The sequence below is a fragment of the Niallia sp. FSL W8-0951 genome, assembly GCF_038006525.1.
Taxonomy (GTDB): Bacteria; Bacillota; Bacilli; order Bacillales; family Cytobacillaceae; genus Niallia; species Niallia circulans.
On sequence record NZ_JBBOVK010000001.1, the window covers coordinates 4,007,920 to 4,032,500 of the forward strand.

19 protein-coding genes, 3 tRNA genes, 3 rRNA genes, 1 other RNA gene, 1 riboswitch and 1 other annotated feature (1 of these 28 running past the window's edge) are annotated in these 24,581 nt (G+C 39.3%); of the genes, 21 read left to right on the forward strand and 5 right to left on the reverse strand.

Features of this window, described 5'->3' with window-relative positions:
* The first annotated feature begins 288 nt into the window (after positions 1 to 288).
* The 5 genes from NSS71_RS19505 to rrf all read left to right on the forward strand — a co-directional run bounded on the left by NSS71_RS19505 (position 289) and on the right by rrf (position 5,583).
* Positions 289 to 1,836 (forward strand): 16S ribosomal RNA (locus tag NSS71_RS19505).
* 123 nt (positions 1,837 to 1,959) lie between these two features.
* Positions 1,960 to 2,036: transfer RNA gene (locus NSS71_RS19510), tRNA-Ile, on the forward strand.
* Positions 2,037 to 2,064: 28 nt separating this feature from the next.
* Positions 2,065 to 2,140, forward strand: a tRNA-Ala gene (locus NSS71_RS19515).
* Positions 2,141 to 2,401: 261 nt separating this feature from the next.
* Positions 2,402 to 5,337 (forward strand): 23S ribosomal RNA (locus NSS71_RS19520).
* A gap of 129 nt (positions 5,338 to 5,466) precedes the next feature.
* A 5S ribosomal RNA gene (gene rrf / locus NSS71_RS19525) occupies positions 5,467 to 5,583 on the forward strand.
* Together the 16S, 23S and 5S rRNA genes with 2 tRNA genes alongside form the textbook arrangement of a ribosomal RNA operon.
* 98 nt (positions 5,584 to 5,681) lie before the next feature.
* Here rrf and NSS71_RS19530 read toward each other — a convergent pair.
* Complete coding sequence (locus NSS71_RS19530) at positions 5,682 to 6,644, reverse strand: YaaC family protein (protein WP_251689701.1); 963 nt, start codon at positions 6,642 to 6,644, stop codon at positions 5,682 to 5,684.
* A 113-nt stretch (positions 6,645 to 6,757) separates the two neighbouring features.
* On the opposite strand from NSS71_RS19530, the gene guaB reads away from it, so the two are divergent.
* The 6 genes from guaB (at position 6,758) to NSS71_RS19560 (ending at position 13,287) form a co-directional block, all read left to right on the forward strand.
* Complete coding sequence (gene guaB, locus NSS71_RS19535) at positions 6,758 to 8,224, forward strand: IMP dehydrogenase (RefSeq protein WP_047944872.1); 1,467 nt, start codon at positions 6,758 to 6,760, stop codon at positions 8,222 to 8,224.
* Between the two features lie 174 nt (positions 8,225 to 8,398).
* On the forward strand, positions 8,399 to 9,730 hold the full coding sequence (locus tag NSS71_RS19540) for a D-alanyl-D-alanine carboxypeptidase family protein (RefSeq protein ID WP_047944869.1): 1,332 nt from the start codon (positions 8,399 to 8,401) through the stop codon (positions 9,728 to 9,730).
* Positions 9,731 to 9,900: 170 nt separating this feature from the next.
* On the forward strand, positions 9,901 to 10,782 hold the full coding sequence (pdxS, locus tag NSS71_RS19545) for a pyridoxal 5'-phosphate synthase lyase subunit PdxS (RefSeq protein WP_047944867.1): 882 nt from the start codon (positions 9,901 to 9,903) through the stop codon (positions 10,780 to 10,782).
* A gap of 1 nt (position 10,783) precedes the next feature.
* The gene (pdxT, locus tag NSS71_RS19550) at positions 10,784 to 11,389 is read left to right on the forward strand and encodes a pyridoxal 5'-phosphate synthase glutaminase subunit PdxT (protein ID WP_341151950.1); all 606 of its coding nucleotides are present in this window, start codon (positions 10,784 to 10,786) and stop codon (positions 11,387 to 11,389) included.
* Positions 11,390 to 11,440: 51 nt separating this feature from the next.
* Positions 11,441 to 11,666, forward strand: a binding site (T-box leader).
* A gap of 94 nt (positions 11,667 to 11,760) precedes the next feature.
* A complete protein-coding gene (serS, locus tag NSS71_RS19555; RefSeq protein WP_061801296.1) occupies positions 11,761 to 13,041 on the forward strand; it encodes a serine--tRNA ligase in 1,281 nt (426 codons plus the stop codon).
* 153 nt (positions 13,042 to 13,194) lie between these two features.
* Positions 13,195 to 13,287, forward strand: a tRNA-Ser gene (locus NSS71_RS19560).
* Positions 13,288 to 13,503: 216 nt separating this feature from the next.
* On the opposite strand, the gene NSS71_RS19565 is transcribed toward NSS71_RS19560, so the two are convergent.
* Positions 13,504 to 14,175 (reverse strand): deoxynucleoside kinase, encoded by a 672-nt coding sequence (locus NSS71_RS19565; protein ID WP_061801295.1) that lies wholly within the window; start codon positions 14,173 to 14,175, stop codon positions 13,504 to 13,506.
* Complete coding sequence (locus tag NSS71_RS19570) at positions 14,153 to 14,812, reverse strand: deoxynucleoside kinase (RefSeq protein WP_341151951.1); 660 nt, start codon at positions 14,810 to 14,812, stop codon at positions 14,153 to 14,155. Before NSS71_RS19570 ends, NSS71_RS19565 begins: the two co-directional genes overlap by 23 nt.
* A 293-nt stretch (positions 14,813 to 15,105) precedes the next feature.
* A riboswitch (TPP riboswitch) is annotated at positions 15,106 to 15,215 on the forward strand.
* A 133-nt stretch (positions 15,216 to 15,348) separates the two neighbouring features.
* Here NSS71_RS19570 and NSS71_RS19575 point away from each other — a divergent pair.
* From NSS71_RS19575 to NSS71_RS19595, 5 genes are read left to right on the forward strand one after another with little or no spacing between them, the layout of a single operon-like run.
* Positions 15,349 to 15,963: a thiamine phosphate synthase gene (locus NSS71_RS19575; RefSeq protein WP_341116890.1), complete on the forward strand. Its 615-nt coding sequence runs from the start codon at positions 15,349 to 15,351 to the stop codon at positions 15,961 to 15,963.
* On the forward strand, positions 15,944 to 17,050 hold the full coding sequence (gene thiO / locus NSS71_RS19580) for a glycine oxidase ThiO (protein WP_061801292.1): 1,107 nt from the start codon (positions 15,944 to 15,946) through the stop codon (positions 17,048 to 17,050). Before NSS71_RS19575 ends, thiO begins: the two co-directional genes overlap by 20 nt.
* Positions 17,051 to 17,065: 15 nt before the next feature.
* On the forward strand, positions 17,066 to 17,269 hold the full coding sequence (thiS, locus tag NSS71_RS19585) for a sulfur carrier protein ThiS (protein ID WP_047944857.1): 204 nt from the start codon (positions 17,066 to 17,068) through the stop codon (positions 17,267 to 17,269).
* Between the two features lie 2 nt (positions 17,270 to 17,271).
* Positions 17,272 to 18,039 (forward strand): thiazole synthase, encoded by a 768-nt coding sequence (locus NSS71_RS19590; protein ID WP_095323158.1) that lies wholly within the window; start codon positions 17,272 to 17,274, stop codon positions 18,037 to 18,039.
* The gene (locus NSS71_RS19595) at positions 18,036 to 19,043 is read left to right on the forward strand and encodes a ThiF family adenylyltransferase (RefSeq protein ID WP_047944851.1); all 1,008 of its coding nucleotides are present in this window, start codon (positions 18,036 to 18,038) and stop codon (positions 19,041 to 19,043) included. The genes NSS71_RS19590 and NSS71_RS19595 overlap by 4 nt, the downstream gene beginning before the upstream one ends.
* A 127-nt stretch (positions 19,044 to 19,170) precedes the next feature.
* Here NSS71_RS19595 and NSS71_RS19600 read toward each other — a convergent pair whose 3' ends face one another.
* Positions 19,171 to 20,457 carry a glycoside hydrolase family 18 protein gene (locus NSS71_RS19600; protein WP_341151952.1) on the reverse strand — a complete coding sequence of 429 codons (1,287 nt, stop codon included), beginning with the start codon at positions 20,455 to 20,457 and terminating at the stop codon, positions 19,171 to 19,173.
* A gap of 34 nt (positions 20,458 to 20,491) precedes the next feature.
* Positions 20,492 to 21,055, reverse strand: a complete 564-nt coding sequence (locus tag NSS71_RS19605) for an isochorismatase family cysteine hydrolase (protein ID WP_047944847.1) — start codon at positions 21,053 to 21,055, stop codon at positions 20,492 to 20,494.
* 171 nt (positions 21,056 to 21,226) lie between these two features.
* Between NSS71_RS19605 and tadA the strand changes: the two genes are divergently transcribed.
* From tadA to recR, 5 genes are all read left to right on the forward strand, one after another.
* Positions 21,227 to 21,739, forward strand: coding sequence for a tRNA adenosine(34) deaminase TadA (gene tadA, locus NSS71_RS19610; RefSeq protein WP_047944845.1), 513 nt, complete (start codon positions 21,227 to 21,229; stop codon positions 21,737 to 21,739).
* 85 nt (positions 21,740 to 21,824) lie between these two features.
* Positions 21,825 to 22,089, forward strand: an RNA gene (ffs, locus tag NSS71_RS19615) — signal recognition particle sRNA large type.
* Positions 22,090 to 22,297: 208 nt separating this feature from the next.
* The gene (dnaX, locus tag NSS71_RS19620) at positions 22,298 to 24,004 is read left to right on the forward strand and encodes a DNA polymerase III subunit gamma/tau (RefSeq protein WP_047944844.1); all 1,707 of its coding nucleotides are present in this window, start codon (positions 22,298 to 22,300) and stop codon (positions 24,002 to 24,004) included.
* A gap of 78 nt (positions 24,005 to 24,082) precedes the next feature.
* A complete protein-coding gene (locus NSS71_RS19625; RefSeq protein ID WP_047944843.1) occupies positions 24,083 to 24,403 on the forward strand; it encodes a YbaB/EbfC family nucleoid-associated protein in 321 nt (106 codons plus the stop codon).
* An 11-nt stretch (positions 24,404 to 24,414) separates the two neighbouring features.
* A protein-coding gene (recR, locus tag NSS71_RS19630) for a recombination mediator RecR (RefSeq protein WP_016205308.1) crosses the window boundary here: on the forward strand, positions 24,415 to 24,581 show its beginning. Its footprint extends 430 nt past the window's final position; 167 of the gene's 597 nt are visible here — the first part of the coding sequence; its start codon is at positions 24,415 to 24,417; its stop codon lies beyond the right edge, outside the window.

Consider the following 24,581-nt stretch of genomic DNA (forward strand, 5'->3'; position numbering starts at 1 on the left):
CAATTGTAATAAAAATATTCTTTTTTTATAAAATAAATTTTAAAAAACTATTGCATATAAATATAAACGTTGCTATAATAATACAAGTCAGCGAGAGAACATTAAATGATTTTAAAAAATATATTGACTAAATTACTAGAGATATGTTATCATTTAAAAGTTGTCTCTTATGAGATTGCTCTTTGAAAACTGAACAAACAAACGTCAACAATAATCGTTTTATAACGAATGTTGTAAAACAAAAAAAGCAACAAAAAGCTAGAGTTTAGCAATGAGCTAATCAACTCTTTATTGGAGAGTTTGATCCTGGCTCAGGACGAACGCTGGCGGCGTGCCTAATACATGCAAGTCGAGCGGACTTTAAAAGCTTGCTTTTAAAGTTAGCGGCGGACGGGTGAGTAACACGTGGGCAACCTGCCTGTAAGACTGGGATAACTTCGGGAAACCGGAGCTAATACCGGATAATCCTTTTCCTCTCATGAGGAAAAGCTGAAAGACGGTTTACGCTGTCACTTACAGATGGGCCCGCGGCGCATTAGCTAGTTGGTGAGGTAACGGCTCACCAAGGCGACGATGCGTAGCCGACCTGAGAGGGTGATCGGCCACACTGGGACTGAGACACGGCCCAGACTCCTACGGGAGGCAGCAGTAGGGAATCTTCCGCAATGGACGAAAGTCTGACGGAGCAACGCCGCGTGAGTGATGAAGGTTTTCGGATCGTAAAACTCTGTTGTTAGGGAAGAACAAGTACAAGAGTAACTGCTTGTACCTTGACGGTACCTAACCAGAAAGCCACGGCTAACTACGTGCCAGCAGCCGCGGTAATACGTAGGTGGCAAGCGTTGTCCGGAATTATTGGGCGTAAAGCGCGCGCAGGCGGTCCTTTAAGTCTGATGTGAAAGCCCACGGCTCAACCGTGGAGGGTCATTGGAAACTGGGGGACTTGAGTGCAGAAGAGAAGAGTGGAATTCCACGTGTAGCGGTGAAATGCGTAGAGATGTGGAGGAACACCAGTGGCGAAGGCGACTCTTTGGTCTGTAACTGACGCTGAGGCGCGAAAGCGTGGGGAGCAAACAGGATTAGATACCCTGGTAGTCCACGCCGTAAACGATGAGTGCTAAGTGTTAGAGGGTTTCCGCCCTTTAGTGCTGCAGCAAACGCATTAAGCACTCCGCCTGGGGAGTACGGCCGCAAGGCTGAAACTCAAAGGAATTGACGGGGGCCCGCACAAGCGGTGGAGCATGTGGTTTAATTCGAAGCAACGCGAAGAACCTTACCAGGTCTTGACATCCTCTGACACTCCTAGAGATAGGACGTTCCCCTTCGGGGGACAGAGTGACAGGTGGTGCATGGTTGTCGTCAGCTCGTGTCGTGAGATGTTGGGTTAAGTCCCGCAACGAGCGCAACCCTTGATCTTAGTTGCCAGCATTCAGTTGGGCACTCTAAGGTGACTGCCGGTGACAAACCGGAGGAAGGTGGGGATGACGTCAAATCATCATGCCCCTTATGACCTGGGCTACACACGTGCTACAATGGATGGTACAAAGGGCAGCAAAACCGCGAGGTCGAGCAAATCCCATAAAACCATTCTCAGTTCGGATTGTAGGCTGCAACTCGCCTACATGAAGCTGGAATCGCTAGTAATCGCGGATCAGCATGCCGCGGTGAATACGTTCCCGGGCCTTGTACACACCGCCCGTCACACCACGAGAGTTTGTAACACCCGAAGTCGGTGGGGTAACCTTTTGGAGCCAGCCGCCTAAGGTGGGATAGATGATTGGGGTGAAGTCGTAACAAGGTAGCCGTATCGGAAGGTGCGGCTGGATCACCTCCTTTCTAAGGAAAATGGAATTTACATTCCATCAAAGATTGTTGACGATTTGATTGTTCAGTTTTGAGGGAGCAATTCCTTAAAAAATAGATAAAGAATGAACCTTTTTACTTTATCGAGCATAAAATGGGCCTATAGCTCAGCTGGTTAGAGCGCACGCCTGATAAGCGTGAGGTCGATGGTTCGAGTCCATTTAGGCCCACCATTTTTTTGAAAAAACATATACCATTTTTGGGGCTTTAGCTCAGCTGGGAGAGCGCCTGCCTTGCACGCAGGAGGTCAGCGGTTCGATCCCGCTAAGCTCCACCAAAATTGTTCTTTGAAAACTAAATCATTTAATAGAAGTAACCAAGATAAACCGAGTAATCGCCATCTTAGATTCTCTATTTTAGAGAATTAATTCTTTGAAAGTAGTCGTATTAAACGAATACTCCTTCAAAGATTGGAGAGCAAAGAGAAGCAAGTAGATCAAGGAAGCGACCGAACGAGCACCGGAGCGTACGACAGTACGTGAGGAGCAGAGTGAAGAAGCTGACGAAGAGATACGCCGCTTATCTTTGGTCGAAACTAAGTTAAGTTAGAAAGGGCGCACGGTGGATGCCTTGGCACTAGGAGCCGATGAAGGACGGGATTAACACCGATATGCTTTGGGGAGCTGTAAGTAAGCTTTGATCCAGAGATTTCCGAATGGGGAAACCCTCTATCCGTAATGGGATAGAATCTTTACCTGAATACATAGGGTACTGAAGGCAGACCCGGGGAACTGAAACATCTAAGTACCCGGAGGAAGAGAAAGCAAACGCGATTCCCTGAGTAGCGGCGAGCGAAACGGGATTAGCCCAAACCAAGAGGCTTGCCTCTTGGGGTTGTAGGACACTCTATATGGAGTTACAAAGGAACGGGGTAGACGAATCGATCTGGAAAGGTCAGTCGTAGAAGGTAAAAACCCTGTAGTCGAAACTTCGTTCCCTCTTGAGTGTATCCTGAGTACGGCGGGACACGAGAAATCCCGTCGGAAGCAGGGAGGACCATCTCCCAAGGCTAAATACTCCCTAGTGACCGATAGTGAACCAGTACCGTGAGGGAAAGGTGAAAAGCACCCCGGAAGGGGAGTGAAATAGATCCTGAAACCGTGTGCCTACAAGTAGTTAGAGCCCTTTTATGGGTGATAGCGTGCCTTTTGTAGAATGAACCGGCGAGTTACGATTACATGCGAGGTTAAGTTGAAGAGACGGAGCCGCAGCGAAAGCGAGTCTGAATAGGGCGAAATAGTATGTGGTTGTAGACCCGAAACCAGGTGATCTACCCATGTCCAGGGTGAAGTCCAGGTAACACTGGATGGAGGCCCGAACCCACGCACGTTGAAAAGTGCGGGGATGAGGTGTGGGTAGCGGAGAAATTCCAATCGAACTTGGAGATAGCTGGTTCTCTCCGAAATAGCTTTAGGGCTAGCCTCAAGATTTAGAGTATTGGAGGTAGAGCACTGTTTGGACTAGGGGCCCCCATCGGGTTACCGAATTCAGACAAACTCCGAATGCCAAATACTTATTCTTGGGAGTCAGACTACGAGTGATAAGATCCGTGGTCAAGAGGGAAACAGCCCAGACCACCAGCTAAGGTCCCAAAGTATACGTTAAGTGGAAAAGGATGTGGAGTTGCTTAGACAACCAGGATGTTGGCTTAGAAGCAGCCACCATTTAAAGAGTGCGTAATAGCTCACTGGTCGAGTGACTCTGCGCCGAAAATGTACCGGGGCTAAACGTATCACCGAAGCTGTGGATTGACATCTATGATGTCAGTGGTAGGAGAGCGTTCTAAGGGCGTTGAAGCTAGACCGTAAGGACTGGTGGAGCGCTTAGAAGTGAGAATGCCGGTATGAGTAGCGAAAGATGAGTGAGAATCTCATCCACCGAATGCCTAAGGTTTCCTGAGGAAGGCTCGTCCGCTCAGGGTTAGTCGGGACCTAAGCCGAGGCTGAAAAGCGTAGGCGATGGACAACAGGTTGATATTCCTGTACCACCTTTAAATCGTTTGAGCAATGGGGGGACGCAGGAGGATAGGGTAAGCGTGCTGTTGGATTAGCACGTCCAAGCAGTTAGGCTGGTAATGAGGCAAATCCCATTACCACATAAGCGGAGCTGTGACGGCGAGGGAAATATAGTACCGAAGTTCCTGATTCCACACTGCCAAGAAAAGCCTCTAGCGAGATTTAGGGTGCCCGTACCGCAAACCGACACAGGTAGGCGAGGAGAGAATCCTAAGGTGAGCGAGAGAACTCTCGTTAAGGAACTCGGCAAAATGACCCCGTAACTTCGGGAGAAGGGGTGCTCTTGCGGGTGCAAGCCTGCGAGAGCCGCAGTGAATAGGCCCAGGCGACTGTTTAGCAAAAACACAGGTCTCTGCGAAGCCGCAAGGCGAAGTATAGGGGCTGACACCTGCCCGGTGCTGGAAGGTTAAGAGGAGGGGTTAGCACGTTAGTGCGAAGCTCTGAATTGAAGCCCCAGTAAACGGCGGCCGTAACTATAACGGTCCTAAGGTAGCGAAATTCCTTGTCGGGTAAGTTCCGACCCGCACGAAAGGTGTAACGATCTGGGCACTGTCTCAACGAGAGACTCGGTGAAATTATAGTACCTGTGAAGATGCAGGTTACCCGCGACAGGACGGAAAGACCCCGTGGAGCTTTACTGCAGCCTGATATTGAATTTTGGTACAGCTTGTACAGGATAGGTAGGAGCCTTGGAAGCCGGAGCGCCAGCTTCGGTGGAGGCATTGGTGGGATACTACCCTGGCTGTATTGACATTCTAACCCGCACCCCTGATCGGGGTGGGAGACAGTGTCAGGTGGGCAGTTTGACTGGGGCGGTCGCCTCCTAAAAAGTAACGGAGGCGCCCAAAGGTTCCCTCAGAATGGTTGGAAATCATTCGTAGAGTGTAAAGGCACAAGGGAGCTTGACTGCGAGACCTACAAGTCGAGCAGGGACGAAAGTCGGGCTTAGTGATCCGGTGGTTCCGCATGGAAGGGCCATCGCTCAACGGATAAAAGCTACCCCGGGGATAACAGGCTTATCTCCCCCAAGAGTCCACATCGACGGGGAGGTTTGGCACCTCGATGTCGGCTCATCGCATCCTGGGGCTGTAGTCGGTCCCAAGGGTTGGGCTGTTCGCCCATTAAAGCGGTACGCGAGCTGGGTTCAGAACGTCGTGAGACAGTTCGGTCCCTATCCGTCGTGGGCGTAGGAAATTTGAGAGGAGCTGTCCTTAGTACGAGAGGACCGGGATGGACGCACCGCTGGTGTACCAGTTGTCTTGCCAAAGGCATCGCTGGGTAGCTATGTGCGGAAGGGATAAGTGCTGAAAGCATCTAAGCATGAAGCCCCCCTCAAGATGAGATTTCCCATAGCGCAAGCTAGTAAGATCCCTGAAAGATGATCAGGTTGATAGGTCAGAGGTGGAAGCGTGGCGACATGTGGAGCTGACTGATACTAATAGATCGAGGACTTAACTAAAATGAAAAGCGGAAACGCCTGTTTATCGGAAGTTTGATAGGCGTTGGAGCTGGACAAAATGATTACTTGGCAACTTGGAATACTTCTAAATGATTTAGTTTTGAGAGAATAATTCTCGAAATAAATAAGTCTGGTGGCGATAGCGAGAAGGTCACACCCGTTCCCATACCGAACACGGAAGTTAAGCTTCTCAGCGCCGATGGTAGTTGGGGGTTCTCCCCCTGTGAGAGTAGGACGTCGCCAGGCAATAAGGAAACAAGCATCTATTCGTTAGATGCTTGTTTTTTTTAAATAAAAATTGCCTTTTAGTGGGCAAATATGTCTTGGACAGAAATTGGTAAGTCTTAGCTTATGGCTAGATTCTCTAAAAATTGATAAATTAATTCAGGACCTTTTTCTGTGGAAACTTGTATAAAAGACTCAATAAAGGGATAGTCTCTATTTGGCATCGTCTTTAATAGTTCACTCCACCATTCAATTTCATACCGTGCAATCATACTTAAGTTATATAGGATTAAATAATGGCTTAATAATTCATTGGAAAAACAAGTTTTTTCTTTATCAGCAGAAACGGCATAAGATTCTTCTTTACTATCCCATTTAATAAAACTACCTTGGCTGAGCGGTTCTAACAGGCGAATGGTCAACTCGTTCTTATTCTCTTCTATTCCCTCTAATTGTATACTATGATTCCTTTCTAAATAATTTTTAAAGTGATTTATGTTCATATAGTATAAATCTAATATTTGATTCGAAATAATAATTTTATTACCTGTTTGATCATGTACTTTAAAAAAGGTTGGTCTTCCTTCTAATGCTTGAAATAAGTTAGATAATTCAGGGATATGACTTAAAAGATGCCCCATTTTTACTTTTTCCCCTTCTAAATTTTTGCAGGCAAACATTTTTTCAGCCATATAAGTGAAAAGTCCATTTTTTTGAATCTTTACTTCATCCTGGAAAAATAAATACTGTTGTTTTTTTAGTTTTCTTGTTGAAACTCCGTGGGCAAGAACAGAGGTGGAGTTTGGATAATTAGGATCGATCGTAAGCAAACATGCTTTTATTAAATGAACAAGACCATAAAATAAGAGAATGGGCTGAATACTCATTGGAGCATTTATAGCTTGGTGATAATACAATTTGCCGTGTTCTAAAAAGTACATAAAGGGATAACAATTCTGATAACTTTTAGAGTCTATATCAGAAATATGTAAATTGCGATAACATTTTTTTAGAAAATTTTGGGTGTATTCTGCTGAAAAAAAACAACTATAAGAGCTCCAGCCTTTGTAGAATTTGGACATTTGTAAACCTCCTTAAATTTTTTGAAAAATTAAACATATTAAACTGACCTTGACAGTATTTTGTCCAATTGATAACCTACTAATAATATTTTTAACAATATGGAGGCGTTAAAATGTGGGAAAGTAAATTTGCTAAAGAAGGATTAACGTTTGATGATGTTCTTTTAATTCCAGCTAAATCTGAAGTTTTGCCTCGTGATGTAAGCTTAAAAGTACAATTAGCAAAAAATTTAAATTTAAACATTCCGCTAATTAGTGCAGGAATGGATACTGTAACAGAAGCAGAAATGGCTATTGCTATTGCTAGACAAGGTGGATTAGGTATTATTCATAAAAATATGTCTATCGAGCAACAGGCTGAACAAGTAGACAAAGTAAAACGCTCAGAAAGTGGTGTAATCACAGATCCTTTCTTTTTAACTCCTGAACACCAAGTATTTGATGCAGAGCATCTAATGGGTAAATATAGAATCTCTGGTGTGCCAATTGTTAATAACAACGAAGAGCAAAAGTTAGTAGGTATTCTTACTAACCGTGACCTTCGCTTTATTGAAGACTTTTCCATTAAAATTTCGGATGTTATGACCAAAGAAAATTTAGTAACGGCTCCTGTAGGAACTACATTAGAGGAAGCAGAAAAAATCTTACAACGATATAAGATTGAAAAATTGCCTTTAATTGATGAAGAGGGTGTATTAAAGGGATTAATCACCATTAAAGATATAGAAAAAGTAATTGAATTTCCACATTCAGCAAAAGATTCTCAAGGAAGATTATTAGTTGGTGCTGCAGTTGGGGTAACAAACGATGCATTAAAACGAGTTGAGCTGCTTGTTAAATCTAATGTCGATGTAGTTGTCATTGATACTGCTCATGGCCACTCACAAGGTGTGCTAGAGGGTGTCAGAGATATTAGAAATGCGTACCCTGATTTAACTATTATTGCTGGTAATGTAGCTACGGCAGAAGGAACAAAAGCTTTAATTGAAGCCGGGGCAGACATTGTTAAAGTAGGTATTGGACCTGGTTCCATTTGTACAACACGTGTAGTTGCTGGTGTAGGTGTACCTCAAATTACAGCAGTTTATGACTGTGCTACCGAGGCAAGAAAGCATGGTAAATCAATTATTGCAGATGGAGGAATTAAATACTCTGGTGATATTGTAAAAGCTTTGGCTGCAGGTGGACATGCGGTGATGTTAGGTAGTTTACTTGCAGGTGTTTCTGAAAGCCCTGGAGAAACAGAGATTTTCCAAGGAAGAAGATTTAAAGTATATAGAGGAATGGGCTCTGTTGCTGCAATGGAAAAGGGATCGAAGGACCGTTATTTCCAAGAAGATAATAAAAAGTTTGTTCCAGAAGGTATTGAGGGCAGACTTCCTTATAAAGGACCACTTTCCGATACTATTTACCAATTAGTAGGCGGTATCCGTTCAGGTATGGGATATTGTGGAACAAAAGATTTGTATGAATTAAGAGAAAATGCACAATTTGTAAAAATGACAGGTGCTGGTTTAAGAGAAAGTCATCCACATGATGTTCAAATTACAAAAGAAGCACCAAACTATTCTCTTTCTTAAACAAAGAAGGCTAGAGTTATATTAGTTTATGGAAAGTTTCCTTAATTTACTTTAGACAGTGAAGATGTCACTGTCTATTTTTTTTATTTTTTTTATGTTAAACTGTACAAGGGAAATAATTAACTTAAAAATAAAGATAGATTAATAGATAAAATAGTTTTGGAGGTTTTAATATTGAAACAAGTAAAAAAGTGGACGGTGTCATTCATCATTGCTGTACTTTTCCTAAGTACACTATCAACGGTTCTACCCTATCAAGCAAATGCTGCTGAAAAGGACGAACTAGGATTAGATACAGGAGCAGCTATACTGGTAGATGCTAAGACTGGGGAAATATTATATGAAAAAAATTCAGATGAACTCCTTGGTGTTGCCTCCATGTCAAAAATGATGACAGAATATATTGTTCTGGAATCGATAAAGAACGGGAAAATTTCTTGGGATCAAAAGGTAAAAATAAATAATTATATTCACAGATTATCTGGAGCTCCAGAGTTATCAAATGTAGGGTTAACTGAAGGAGAAGAGTATACAGTTAAAGAATTGTATGAAGCAATGGCAATCCACTCAGGAAATGCAGCTACTGTTGCATTGGCAGAATTAATTGCTGGTACAGAGAAAAATTATATTAGTGTAATGAATAAAAAAGCCGAGGAATTAGGGTTAAAGGATTTCAAATTTGTTAACTCTTCTGGTTTGAATAACAGTGATTTATTAGGGAATATCCCAGCTGGATCTGAAAAAGATGAAAATAAAATGTCTGCTAAGGCTGTTGCTAAGTTAGCATATCGTTTAATCAATGATTTTCCAGAAATACTAGAAACATCTGGTATGCCGAGCTTAAAGTTTAGAGATGGAAGAGAATATAAAAACTTTAATTGGCTAATTCCTTCTCTAATTTATGGATATGAGGGTGTAGATGGGTTAAAAACAGGTTCTACTGATTATGCTAAATTTAATGTTACCGCTACTGCAAAAAAAGGTGATCAACGATACATTGTCGTTATTATGAAAAGTGAAACAAAGGATTCTCGTTTTGCAGAAGCTAGAAAAGTTTTAGACTATGCTTTTAATAATTTTTCTACTGAAGAGGTACTTCCAGCAAGTTACGTAGACGCAAAAAATAAAACAATTGATGTTATAAAAGGAAAAGAAGATAAAGTAAGCATTGGAACAAAAGATGCCGTTAACTTAGTAATCAAAAACAATGAGAAAGAAAACTATGTTGCCAAGGTTGTACTAGATAAGAAGAAATTAAATAAAGATGGTGAACTAACAGCTCCAATTAAAAAAGGAGATAAGGTTGGTTATGTAACAGTGCAAACGAAGGACGGAAAAGATGTGCCATTCTTAACAAATGATGGAAAAGAGAAGGCACAAGTGGATTTAGTAGCAAACGAAACAGTTGAAAAGGCAAATTGGTTTGTTCTGGCAATGCGCGGAATTGGTTCATTCTTCGCCAATGTATGGGGGAGCGTTTCTGATACAGTAAAAGGTTGGTTTTAATTAAAAACCATTTAATAGCTAAGAACAATAATTTTGGAAATTGAAAGAAAAAGAGCTTCTTGTATTGACAGAAGCTCTTTTTTATTGTTTATTTTCATTAGGAATAATAATTTTATTTGAAAGATTACAATAATTCAGACTAGAAAAAGATACTTTACAGGGGGCAAACAATGAAAACTGGGACTGATAGAGTAAAACGTGGTATGGCTGAAATGCAAAAAGGCGGAGTAATCATGGATGTTATCAACGCAGAACAGGCCAAGATTGCAGAGGAAGCAGGAGCAGTAGCAGTTATGGCTCTTGAACGTGTTCCTTCAGATATTCGTGCAGCTGGCGGAGTTGCTAGAATGGCTGATCCTACAATAGTAGAGGAAGTAATGAATGCTGTAACTATCCCTGTAATGGCAAAGGCGCGTATTGGTCATATTGTCGAAGCAAGAGTGCTTGAAGCTATGGGTGTGGATTATATTGATGAGAGTGAAGTTCTAACTCCGGCAGATGAAGAGTTTCATTTAAATAAAAATGAATATACTGTTCCATTTGTATGTGGTTGTCGTGACCTTGGAGAAGCAGCAAGACGTATCGGCGAGGGTGCTTCTATGCTTCGTACAAAAGGGGAACCAGGAACAGGAAATATTGTGGAAGCAGTCCGTCACATTAGAAAAGTAAATGCACAAGTCCGTAAAGTTGTTTATATGAATGAAGATGAATTAATGACAGAAGCGAAGATATTAGGAGCGCCATATGAGCTTCTTTTAGAAATTAAAAGTCTAGGCCGCCTGCCAGTTGTTAATTTCGCTGCTGGCGGTGTTGCAACGCCTGCTGACGCAGCTTTAATGATGCAATTAGGTGCCGATGGTGTATTTGTTGGTTCTGGTATTTTTAAATCAGATAATCCTGCAAAATTTGCTAGAGCAATAGTAGAAGCCACTACTCATTATCAAGATTATGAGCTGATTGCGGAAATTTCTAAAAACCTTGGAACAGCAATGAAAGGGATTGAAATTTCTAGTTTAGCTCCAGAAGCTCGTATGCAAGAGCGTGGTTGGTAAGATGAGCGCAACAGCAAACATAAAAATAGGGGTCCTTGGTTTACAAGGAGCTGTTAGAGAACATGTTAATGCAATTGAAGCGAATAATGCAGAGGCAGTTGTCGTAAAGAAAGTAGAACAATTGGATGACATTGATGGTCTTATTATCCCTGGTGGAGAAAGTACAACTATGCGACGCTTGATTGATAAATATGAATTTATGGAGGCGCTGCAGGCATTTGCCCAGTCAGGGAAACCAATGTTTGGGACATGTGCAGGGTTAATTTTATTGGCAAACTCCATTAAAGGCTATGCTAAACCACATATTGGTGTAATGGATGTACAAGTGGAGCGTAATTCCTTTGGGAGACAACGAGAGAGCTTTGAGGTCAACCTAGATATTGCAGGAGTCGCGGAGGATTTTACTGCTATATTTATCCGAGCACCGCATATTGTTAGTGTTGGTGAAAATGTCGAGGTTTTAGCTAAATACAATAATCATATTGTAGCGGCGCGGGAAGGTCAGTTCTTAGGATGTTCTTTCCATCCTGAGTTAACGGAGGATCATCGCTTAACTGGCTATTTTATTAAGATGGCGATGGAAGCGAAGCAACACTTATTTGCATAAGCTGTTGAATTTCGGAAATAATTATAGTAAGATAAATGCAACTAATATATGGAATCTACTATGATAGGAAATAGTAACAGGTTACTTATTCTTTAAAGAGAGCCGATGGTTGGTGTGAATCGGTGAATAAAGCCTGCGAATCCATCCTAGAGTAAAAACAAGGAACGCACATGCTGCAAGTAATTGTTTTCGGCTGAAAACCGTTATGATCTTTAAGGTGAAAAGCAGTTTTATGCTTTTAACTAGGGTGGCAACGCGGGTAACTCTCGTCCCTTTTGGGGATGGGAGTTTTTTATTTGCAAAAAAGATTAAGATCACAGGGCGTTGTAACAGTAGATTGCATGTAGAAATAAAACATAGGAGGAATAATAATGTTAGATATCAAATTTGTTCGTGCTAATTTTGATTTTGTAAAAAGTCAGTTACAGCATCGAGGAGAAGATTTATCAGAGCTTGATAATTTTGAAGCATTAGATGTCAGAAGAAGGGAATTAATCGTTGAAACAGAGCAGTTAAAAAGTAAACGAAACGAGGTTTCTCAGCAAGTTGCTGTATTAAAGAGAGAGAAAAAAGATGCAGAAGCTCTTATTGTGGAAATGAGAGAAGTTGGCGAAAAAATTAAAGAATATGATAATGAGCTCCGTGATGTAGAAGAAAGATTACAAACAATTATGCTCGGTATTCCAAATCTCCCTCATGAAAGTGTTCCAGTAGGAGATACGGAAGAGGATAATGTTGAAATTAGAAAATGGGGCGAAATTAGAAAATTTGATTTTGAACCAAAACCTCACTGGGATGTTGCAACAGATTTAGATTTACTTGATTTTGAACGAGCAGCGAAGGTGACAGGAAGCCGCTTTGTATTTTATAAAGGATTAGGGGCAAAACTAGAAAGAGCGTTATTTAATTTCATGCTTGATTTGCATACAGAGGAACATGGCTATAAAGAAATTATCCCACCATTCTTAGTAAATCGAGCTAGCTTAACAGGAACTGGCCAATTACCTAAGTTTGAGGAAGATGCTTTCTTAATAGAAAAAGAAGATTATTTCTTAATTCCAACATCTGAAGTACCAGTAACGAACTTGCATAGAGATGAAATTCTGGATGGGGATCAGCTACCAATCAAGTATGCTGCATTTAGTGCAAACTTCCGTTCAGAAGCAGGATCTGCTGGAAGAGATACTAGAGGATTAATTAGACAGCATCAATTTAATAAAGTAGAGCTAGTTAAGTTTGTTAAGCCAGAGGATTCTTATGAAGAGTTAGAGTCCTTAACCAAAAATGCAGAAAAGGTATTACAGCTTTTAGGTTTACCATATCGTGTATTGAGCATGTGTACAGGTGATTTAGGGTTTACAGCGGCAAAGAAATATGATGTTGAAGTATGGATTCCAAGCTACAATATGTACCGTGAAATTTCTTCTTGCAGTAACTTTGAAGCATTCCAAGCAAGAAGAGCTAATATTCGATTCCGTAGAGAGCCAAAAGGAAAACCGGAGCATGTGCATACATTGAATGGATCTGGCCTTGCTATCGGAAGAACAGTTGCTGCGATTTTAGAGAATTATCAGCAAGCAGACGGTAGTGTGATAATTCCTGAAGTACTACGACCTTATATGAGAAATAGAGAAGTAATTGCACCCGAATAATAGGTTAAACAGTTAAAAAGGGTTGACCTCTTTAGAAGGATTGTATATCCTTTGGAGGTCAGCTATTTTTCCTAACTTTTTGATTAGAAAAATAAAAATAAAAAATATAGTTGACTTATGAATTAATAGATGATATATTATTACTTGTCTGATGGAGGAATACCCAAGTCCGGCTGAAGGGATCGGTCTTGAAAACCGACAGGCGGGTCAAACCGCGCAGGGGTTCGAATCCCCTTTCCTCCTCCATGATTTTATATTTTACATTGCGCATAATATTTGGAGATATATGTGACCTGCTACTACGGTAGCAGGTTTTTTATGTTTTATAAGGCTTTTTTATAAAAATTATTACTAGTAGCATCCATAGATTGAATAAATAAAAAAGGATTTTCCTTTGTTTTCTTTACAGCCAGACTTTTTGATGAACGCCTGGCTGTAAAAGGGAAAACATGGAAAGTCCTTTTACGCTTTTTTGCTATAGTTTTTATGTTGAAGAATAGTACCTATTTTTTCTATTATAGGTTCGATAGATTGGCTGCCAGCAATTGCATCATATTCGTTAATATTTAGACGAAGTACTGGACATGCGGAGAAAGAATCAATCCATTTCTCATATCTTCCATGCATCTCTTTCCAATAATCAATTGGCGTTTGCTTTTCCATTTCTCGGCCTCTTCGATCAATACGCTGTAAAATGTCTTCGAGAGAGCCTTCTAGGTATATTAAAAGGTCCGGATGTGGGAAGTATGGAGTCATAACCATCGCTTCAAAAAGACTTGTATATGTTTCGTAATCTACTTCCGACATGGTTCCTTTTTCATAATGCATTCTTGCGAATATACCAGTATCCTCATAAATGGAACGATCTTGAATAAATCCGCCGCCATATTCAAAGATTCTCTTTTGTTCTTTAAATCGTTCTGCTAAAAAATATACTTGCAGATGAAAACTCCAGCGACTAAAGTCGTGATAAAATTTATCAAGATATGGATTTGTGTCAACTTTCTCAAAGGAAGTCCTAAATTGCAAGGCATCTGCTAGTGCATTTGTTAATGTAGATTTTCCTACGCCAACTGTTCCAGCAATTGTAATAACAGAATTACTCGGAATATTATATTTTGTTCGTAGATTCATGATTAAAGGCTCCTATATTTAAAGTTTCTTTTATTGCGTTTATAATTTTTATTAAGTCTTGTTTGTTTTGAACAAAGTCCAATGTATCACCATTGAAATCTAATACTGGGATCTGTGGGTTATTCTTTTTGAAGTCATTCATGACAACATCGTAATCAGAAGCTAGTTGTTCTAGATAAAGAGGACTAATATTTTTTTCGATGTCTCTATCTCTTTTTTTGATTCTTGCCATAAGCGTATCTAAACTTGCATGTAAATAAATAATAATATTCGGCATCGGCAGGTCTTCTGTTAATATGTCGTATATCCGAACATACTTGTCTAGATCACTATCCTGCAGGGATCTTTTTGCGAAAATGAGATTTTTTAATATATGATAATCTGCAACTACAGGTATGTTTTTATTTAAGTAATGGTCTCTTGTATCGTTTAATTGCTTAAATCGATTACATAAGAAAAACATTTCTGTTTGAAAACTCCATTCATCAATGTTTTCATAAAATTTTCCGAGAAAGGGATTTTCCTCTACAATCTCCTTAAGAAGTTCGTATTTAAAATACTCTGAGAGCAATTTAGCTAAAGAAGTTTTCCCCACTCCGATAGGTCCTTCTACTGTAATAAAAGGGATACTATTCACACTTGTCCCTCCAGTTCTTTTATTTTAAGAAGCGAACTTTTTTAGGCTGCCTATTAATGGCTATCAATGGACAACAGCTTTTATAAGGATTGCTTCTTTTAGTAGGTAATAAAAATAGTACAAGAGTCATTTTAACACATGGAAGGGAATGTGGACATATGCTTGTTTTTTCCTGAAAAAATATTTTTAGATTCTAGGAGTACTTTTTAAATGAATGATTAAAAAATAAAAAATTGAGAATTTTTATTGCGAAATTATCAGTCTATGGTATTATATGGGTAAAGTTTATAATTGAATCACACTAGGGGATCCCTTGATAAGGGCTGAGAATAAAGTAGTTACTTTTAAACCCTTAAAACCTGAACAGGTTCGTACCTGCGTAGGAAAGTGGATACCTTTAAATATGTGTGCCTAATGGTCTTTTTTCATTAGGTGTAATTATTAACCACTTTTCTATTATGGGGAAAGTGGTTTTTTGTTGTTTTTTTAAAAATTTTAATATTAAAACGCTGAAATTGATAGTTGGGGGTGATGAAATGAAGATAATGGCTGTAACAGATAATAAACATTCTTTTGAAAGACTCTCCTCCATTTTATTAGAAATCCACCCATATGTGGACTATGTGCAAATTAGAGAGAAAGCAAAAAGCCCAAAAGAAATTTATTTACTTGGTGAGAGGCTGCTTAAGGAAGGGATACCAGCCCGGAAAATAATCATAAATGACCGCCTAGATGTTGCAGCATTGCTCTCTTTAACACATGTGCATTTACCAGGCAATGGATTACCTATTCAACCAGTAAAAAATATTTATCCAACATTATCTATTGGTGTATCTGTTCATAGTCAACAGGAAGCAATTATAGCAGAAAATGTTCGGGCTGATTATGTGATATATGGCCATTGCTATCCAACTGATAGTAAAAAAGGAAAGATACCTATCGCATTGTCATCGATCACTGGCATAAAGAGAGATCTAACTATTCCTCTCTATGCTATAGGCGGAATAAATGAAGAACGAGTAGGTCAATTAGCAAGTTTAGGCGTAGATGGAGTAGCGATTATGTCTGCTATATTTTCAGCGTCTCAGCCATTAAGGGCAGTACAACGAATAAGGGAAAGATGTGAAGAGTGTGGAAACCAAAAAATTTGATGTTGTTATTGTTGGTGGGGGAATTATTGGTAGTTCTATTGCTTACTATTTAGCAAAAGAAAACAGGAAGGTAGCTGTATTAGAAGCAAATACAATAGGCGGAAAATCAACAAGTGCAGCAGCTGGGATGCTTGGTGCTCACTCTGAATATAAAGAGTTTAAGCAGCTTTATCCATTTGCAAGAAGTAGTCAGCTTCTATATAAGGAGCTTTATGAAGAGATAAGGGAGCTTACTGCTATTGATTTTGAGAAAAGAAATGGCGGTTTATTAAAGCTTGCTTATTCAGAGGAAGAAAAAAGGGAACTAGAAACTATTTTGGCTCTATCATCTGTGGAATGGCTGGATGCTGAACTAGCAAAGAAAATGGTTCCCCAGCTTTCTGGCAACATCATTGGAGCAGCATTTTTGAAAGAGGATGTACATATCACTCCATTGATAGCATGTAACGGTTTAAGTAAAGGAGCGCAGCTATTCGGAGCAGAGGTTTATGAATATACCCGCGTATTAGGAGTCAAAAAGAAGGGGATAGACTACGTAATAAAAACGTTGCAAGGTGATTTTTTTGCAGAAAATGTAGTCATTGCAAGCGGAGTATGGAGCAATTACTTCTTCCAGAAATTAGGATTATCACACCAAGTTATCCCGGTTAAGGGAGAATGTGTATCTGTAGAAAATGAAGGATTTCCCTTGCAGTATTCTGTATTTCATAATCAATATTACATTGTACCAAGAAACAATAAGGAGTTTATTATTGGAGCAACGAAAAAATGGAATGAATGGAGCGAGGAACCTTCAGTAGATGGGATAGAAGAAGTTATACAAAAAGCAAAGGAGATGATACCAGAAGTTGGAAATATGAAGTGGAAGAGAGCGTGGGCTGGTCTAAGACCACAAACATATGATGGTTATCCATTTATAGGAGAGCATCCAGAGATGAAAGGCTTGTATTTTGCAACTGGCCACCAAAGAAATGGGATTCTTTTAGCTCCTATAACAGGAAAGATGATTAGAGATTTAATGTTGGGTATGCCTGTAAAAAGTGAATGGCTAGATGCCTTTAAAGTTGAGCGTCCTATTTTAGTTTAATGGGGAGGGTAGTAATTGAATATACAATTGAATGGTAAGGAACAACAGCTGCCTAAAGAGGTTGTTACAGTAGAGGATCTCCTACACTTTTTTGAATTAAATAATCGTATTGTCATAGTAGAAATAAATCGAGATATTTTGCGAAAAGAACAGTACCAAACACATGTATTAAAAGAAAGCGATAGAGTAGAATTAATTCACTTTGTTGGAGGAGGATAAAAATGTTAAAAATAGCAAATCGTACTTTTCAGTCTCGTTTATTACTTGGAACAGGAAAATACCCATCATTTGAAATTCAAAAAAAAGCGGTAGAAGTATCAGAAAGTGAGATTCTAACCTTTGCGGTACGAAGGATGAATATATTTGAAAAATCACAGCCTAACTTCTTGGAACAGCTAGATTTAAAGCGTTATACTCTCCTTCCGAATACGGCGGGAGCGAAGACTGCAGAAGAAGCGGTAAGAATTGCTAAACTTGCGAAGGCATCTGGACTATGTGACATGATTAAAGTAGAAGTAATCGGTTGTGATAAGTCGCTGCTGCCAGATCCAATAGAAACTTTGAGAGCATCTGAACAATTATTAGAAGAGGGATTCATTGTGTTACCTTATACCTCTGATGATGTTGTGCTGGCTAAACGGTTAGCACAGTTAGGTGTACATGCTATTATGCCGGGTGCTTCCCCAATTGGGTCTGGAAAGGGAATTATCAATCCGCTAAATTTACAATTTATTATAGAGCAAAGTAATGTACCTGTTATAGTGGATGCGGGAATTGGCTCGCCAAAGGACGCAGCATATGCAATGGAGCTTGGCGCAGATGGGGTACTTTTAAATACAGCGGTTTCGAATGCATATGATCCAGTTACAATGGCTCAGGCGATGAAATTAGCTATAGAAGCTGGGAGATTGGGATATGAAGCAGGGAGAATCACAGAGAAGAATTATGGTGTTGCAAGTAGTCCGATTACGGGGATGATTCCATCTTGACTAGTCGTTTTTTAAAGCAGGAATTATTTATTGGTAAAGAAGGACAAAGAAATATTGAAGCTAGTCATGCCGTTATTTTAGGGGCAGGAGCCTTAGGATCAGCTAGTTCCGAAATGCTGGTAAGAGCAGGAATAGGAAGGCTGACTATTATCGATCGTGATTACGTAGAAGAAAGCAATTTGCAAAGACAACAGCTCTATACGGAAGAGGATGCAGCCGATAAACTCCCTAAAGCAGTTGCAGCAAAGAGGAGATTAAAGGATATTAGCAGTCATACGGTTATAGAGGCAGTGGTGGAGGATATAAACTGTCATACAATCGAAAAATTTATAGATGGTGCTTCTATTCTAATAGATGGTACCGATAATTTTGAAACAAGATTAGTCATAAATGATGCTGCAATTAAGCTGAAAATACCATTTCTTTTTGGGGCATGTGTAGGGAGCTATGGGCTTTCCTATCCAGTTGTTGGGGAGGATGCGCCATGTCTTCATTGTTTAATTGAACAGCTCCCTTCCCAGGAAATAACCTGTGATACCGCAGGGGTTATCAGTCCTATTGTTCAATGGGTTGCTGCTATGCAAGTATCGCAAGCCATACAGATTCTTTCCGGTGAAAAGCTGTTCCCAGTATTGCGCTCTTTTGATATTTGGAAAATGGAATATGCGGAAATGAATGTTGAAAAGCTAAAAAAATTAGAGTGTCCTACATGCGGAACAAGAGCAGATTTTCCGTATTTGTCTTTTCAAAATCAAACAAAGGCAGCGGTGTTATGTGGGAGAGATGCTGTTCATATTCGCCCAGCTATGCCAAAGGGGTTGGATCTCTATGTGCTTTCAAAGCAATGGAAGGCGCTTGTCCAAAACTTAATTACCAATCCTTACTTAGTGTCTTTTCAATACAATGATTATCGGGTAATTCTTTTTAAAGATGGACGTGCGATCATTCATGGAACATCAGAAATAAGTGTAGCAAAATCCATTTATTCGCGATTGATTGGATAGAGTTAAAAAAGAAAAGATCTTATCAAATAGATCTTTCCTTTTTTAATCAATATACTCCAATTGGTCTTGCTTGGTGTACAGGAGTTTAGCCGAATCATGCATGTTCTTTTAAGTGAAAACAAGTTGACTATGTTCTTTTGGTTATGTGAAAATTATCGGCCAGTAAAAGCCAGTTTTGGGGAAAGGCTAAACCTAATTTCCAATAACTAATGCCTCTTAAATTCAACTCTTTGATTAAATTAAATTTTGCTTGAATAGAACGAGCATCCTCAAACCATACTTCATGCAGTCTGCCTTCACTGTCTGTGTATTTAAAATAGGGAGCCTGTGCTTTTTGATCATATAGTATCTCCGCATTATAATCTGCTGCAAGTTGAATGGCGGCTTGAGGGCTAAGTGCTTTTGCTACTGTTCCTTCGACAAAGGGAAGGGTCCAATCATAACCATATAAATTTTGCCCCATCGTAATTTTAGAGGGAGGCATCTCCGTGATGGCATATTCTAAAACATCTCTAACGGGTCCAATAGGAGAAACAGCCATAGCGGGTCCCCCGCTATACCCCCATTCATAAGTCATGATAACGACAAAATCGACAATTTCTCCGTGTGCTCTGTAATCATGTGCTTCATACCATTTTCCTTTTTGAGCAGCGCTAGTTTTTGGAGCTAAAGCAGTAGATATTAACCAACCCTCTTGGGAAAAACGATTTTTCGCTCTACGGAGAAAACGATTATAGGCTTCCCGATCTTCCGGGCGTAAATATTCAAAATCAAAATGGATATCTTGAAATCCATATTTCTTAGCGGTAGTCACAATATTATGGAGAAAGTTATTTTGAATGGATTCCTCATTTAATAGGATTCGTCCGAGTTCATCACTGAATTGATCATTTTCTTGATTCGTAATTACCATCATAAGTACATTATTATTTCTCTGGGCAATTTCAGGGAAATTATTAAGAAGCGGTTCTTTTAAACTGCCATCTCGTAACGCTTGAAAACTGAATGGTGCAAGGTAGGTTAAAAAAGGAGCTGCTTCTCGTGCACTTGCCTCAAGATTAGGTGCGACATATGTACCACGTGGTTCTACATATGCATTAGACTCGACCGGTCTTTTCGGCCTCTCGGGGATGTATAAACGTAAACCAACTTGTAAAGGTTGGTTAACAGCAATAGAGTTGATAGAAGCTAATTGTTCATAATTCAGCCGAAACCGTTGAGCAATAGACCAAAGTGTATCTCCTGATTGAACCCAATAAAAGCTGCCGATAATAGGGATAACGAGTGCTTGCCCTATTACTAATCGGTCTGGATTTGGTACATCATTCGCTTCTACTATATCATTAACCGTAGTACCGTATGCAGCTGCAATGCCTGTTAATGTTTGATTATTACGGACAACGTGAATTTGCATATTCTTCCCTCCTGACAGGATACATTATTATAGTTTATGAGGAAGAAAGAGCAGAAATGATTGTATTTTCATTGAATGTAAATATTTTCGCATTCATGACATTCTTCATCATGCGAATAGCATATTGATTATCCTCATTATCAACAGAAGCAATGCAATTATCTGGAATAAGAAGCGGGTACTCTCGCATATAGGCATCATTAGCAGTAAATAAAACGCAAATATTTCCGGCAATTCCAGTAAGAATAAGGTTTTTGACCTGCAATTGGTGAAGTAGTGTATATAAAGCCGTGCCATAAAAAGCAGAATGTCTTGGTTTGATTAAAAAATAGTCGGTATCATCAGGTCTGATTTTATCAATAATAGGTTCACTTTTTTCATTACTACAATAATCAATTACTTTATTCAATTCAGCTTGCCATAGATTATAATGGTCGTTGATATAAATAATCGGTATTTTTTCTTTTTTGCATTGTTTTTTAAGCAATTGAATATGTTCTGCAATTATTAATGCTTTTTCTGCTAAAATATTTCCATGCTCAAAGTGAAAGTCATTTATCATATCAATAATCAAGAGAGCTGTGTCAGATGATTTCATATGGTTCTCCTTTTCTATGTAAGATGGTAGAATAAAAAATTAGCTAGTGCGATGGAAGATAAACTAAATTCCAGCATAGGTTAGTTGGAAAAGAGGATTGATTTTTTTAGTTTAAGTAAAAGAAGAATTTTCATTACAAATTTTGTGTTTTTATATAGGTGGGCTGTAATTATGGAAGTAAATCAAGATCAATTATTTATGAAAATAGCTATAGAGGAAGCAAGGAAGGCTGCAGAAATAGGAGAAGTGCCGATTGGTGCAGTTGTTGCTTATAAAGGAGAAGTAATTGCTAGAGCACATAATTTAAGAGAAACAGACCAATCTGCCATTGCTCATGCTGAATTGCTTGCTATTGAGAAGGCATGCACAGCATTGGGAACATGGAGACTAGAGGAAGTTACGCTTTATGTTACGTTAGAGCCATGTGCTATGTGTTCTGGGGCTATCCTGCTGTCACGAATTCCAAGGGTGGTTTATGGTGCAGCTGATCCAAAGGGAGGATGCGCGGGTACTTTTATGAATTTGCTTCAAGATAACCGATTTAACCATCAGAGTGAAGTAATTACAGGTGTATTAGCAGAAGAGTGTGGACAGTTATTAACATCTTTTTTTCGGGAGATTAGAAACCGAAGAAAGAAGAAAAAAGAACGGAAGACAAGTAATTCGGATGCTTACAATAATTAACAAATGCTTTATGTTGATTTTTCCGTCCATTATCAGTATACTAAGAGTGTGTCTTAGGACACCTAATACTTCGGTATCAATTTTGTCGTGCTAAGCGGGGAGGTAGCGGTGCCCTGTACTCGCAATCCGCTCTAGCGAGGCTGAATTCCTTTCTGAGGCTGGTATCCTGTAGGGTCTGCCTTAAGTAAGTGGTGTTGACGTCCGGGTCCTGCGCAATGGGAATCCATGAACCATGTCAGGTCCGGAAGGAAGCAGCATTAAGTGGACACCCCCATGTGCCGCAGGGTTACCTGGACTGAGCTAACTACTTAAGTAACGCTTATGGGTGCCAGTCGATGAAAGGTGCACGGCAGTTATATTTATACATACAAAACTCATCCTATGTGGATGAGTTTTTTTGTAAGTTAAAGGGAGTGGCTGCATTCCTTTTGTTTGAAAATAGTTGTTCTCTTAGAAAAAGAGAATAACTATTTTCATGTCTTTATGTATGCTATTATGGATGTAAAAATATAAACGGATAAGCTATAATAAAAAGGAAAATAAAAAATGGAGGGTACTATGAACTATCAAGCTTTATATCGGGTTTGGCGTCCTCAACAGTTTATAGATGTAGTAGGGCAGGAACACGTAACAAAGACATTACAAAATGCCCTTCTTCAGCAAAAAATCTCTCATGCTTACTTGTTTTCTGGGCCGAGAGGGACAGGGAAAACAAGTGCGGCAAAAATATTAGCGAAAGCTGTTAACTGTGAGAGAGCACCCATTAGTGAACCTTGTAATGAATGTGATGCATGTAGAGGAATTACAGATGGTACTATCCCTGATGTAATTGAAATAGATGCTGCTTCCAATAATGGAGTAGAAGAAATAAGGGATATAAGAGATAAGGTGAAATTTGCTCCTAGCTCTGTACCTTACAAAGTATATATTATTGATGAAGTTCATATGCTGTCAATTGGAGCGTTTAATGCGCTTTTAAAAACATTGGAGGAACCCCCTAAACATGTAATCTTTATTTTAGCCACTACTGAGCCTCACAAAATTCCTTTAACCATTATTTCAAGATGTCAGCGGTTTGATTTTAGACGAATTACATCGCAAGCGATTGTCAATCGAATGAGATTGATTATGGATGAATCAGCGATCTCTTGTGAGGAAAAAGCATTACAAATGATTGCAAGAGCAGCAGATGGTGGAATGCGTGATGCTTTAAGTTTACTAGATCAAGCGATTTCTTATAGTAATGAAGTAGTTACGGTTGAAGATGCTTTGACAGTCACGGGTGCTGTTTCACAAAACTTTTTAAATACATTGTCGAGAGCTATTTTAGATGGAGATACGGTAAGAGGGCTCCAATCCTTAGATGAATTACTGCTTGCCGGGAAGGACTCTAATCGATTTATCGAAGATTTCATCTTTTTCTATCGCGATATGCTGCTTTATAAAACGGCCCCTAATTTAGAGGAATCCTTAGAAAGAGTTTTATTGGATGATGATTTTAAAGATCTTGCAGAAACACATTCACATGAACAAATTTATGAGCTCATAAATTTGTTGAATAAAACACAGCAAGATATGCGCTGGACAAACCATCCGAGAATATTTTTAGAAGTAGCCATTGTGAAATTATGTCAGTTGGAAGCACCAAACATATCTGGACAATCCAATGTAAACATCCCAGAAATCCAATCTTTGCTGAGTAAGATAACTTCTTTAGAAGAAGAGTTGGCGAATATTAAGCAAAAAGGTGTTACAGTAGTCACTGAAGCACAGCCTACACAGAAAAAAACAAGAACAAATAGAAAAGGATTTCAAGCACCTTTAGGGAAAATAACAGAAACACTAAAAAATGCAACAAAGCAAGAATTGCAAAGTATAAAGAGTAATTGGGGAGCTATGCTGAATACTCTTGTGCAAAACCAAATGAGATCGCAAGCTGCATTGCTGAATGAAGCAGAACCAGTTGCTGCATCAACGGATTCCATCATTATTAAATTTAAATATGAAATCCACTGTCAAATGGCATTAGATAATGTTAAATTTATAGAGACAATCACTAATTCTTTGTATCAACTCCTTGGAAAAAGGTATAATTTATTAGGAGTCCCTGAAGATCAATGGCTCAACATTAGAGAAGAATTTCTCAATAGCTCCCAGCACTTAGATTCTTCTGAAGAAGGAGACGGTGAAGAGCGACAAGATAACTCCGTTGTATCAGAAGCAATAAAATTATTTGGTGAAGAATTATTAGAAGTGAAGGATTAATTTTGAACCTATTGGTTATATATGTAAGTAATCTATTATGTAAAAACCAATGGAAACTATAAATTGGAGGTAGTATATATGCGTGGAATGGGAAATATGCAAAATATGATGAAACAAATGCAAAAGATGCAAAAGAAAATGGCAGAGGCGCAAGAACAGCTTGGTGAAGAAAAGATTGAAGGAACAGCAGGCGGCGGAATGGTAACTGTTGTTGTATCTGGTCATAAAGAAATTATTGATGTGATTATTAAGGAAGAGGTTGTGGATCCAGAAGATGTAGAAATGTTGCAAGATTTAGTTTTAGCAGCAACAAATGATGCTTTGAAAAAAGCGGATGAATTAACAAATTCTACAATGGGTCAGTTTACAAAAGGATTAAACCTTCCTGGAATGTTTTAAGGGGGGAGATTATGCATTATCCTGAACCTATATCAAAGCTAATTGACAGCTTTATGAAATTGCCAGGCATTGGGCCTAAAACGGCCTCTAGACTGGCTTTTTTTGTATTAAATATGAAGGAAGATACCGTGCTGGATTTTGCGAAAGCACTAGTTAATGCGAAAAGGAACTTAACTTA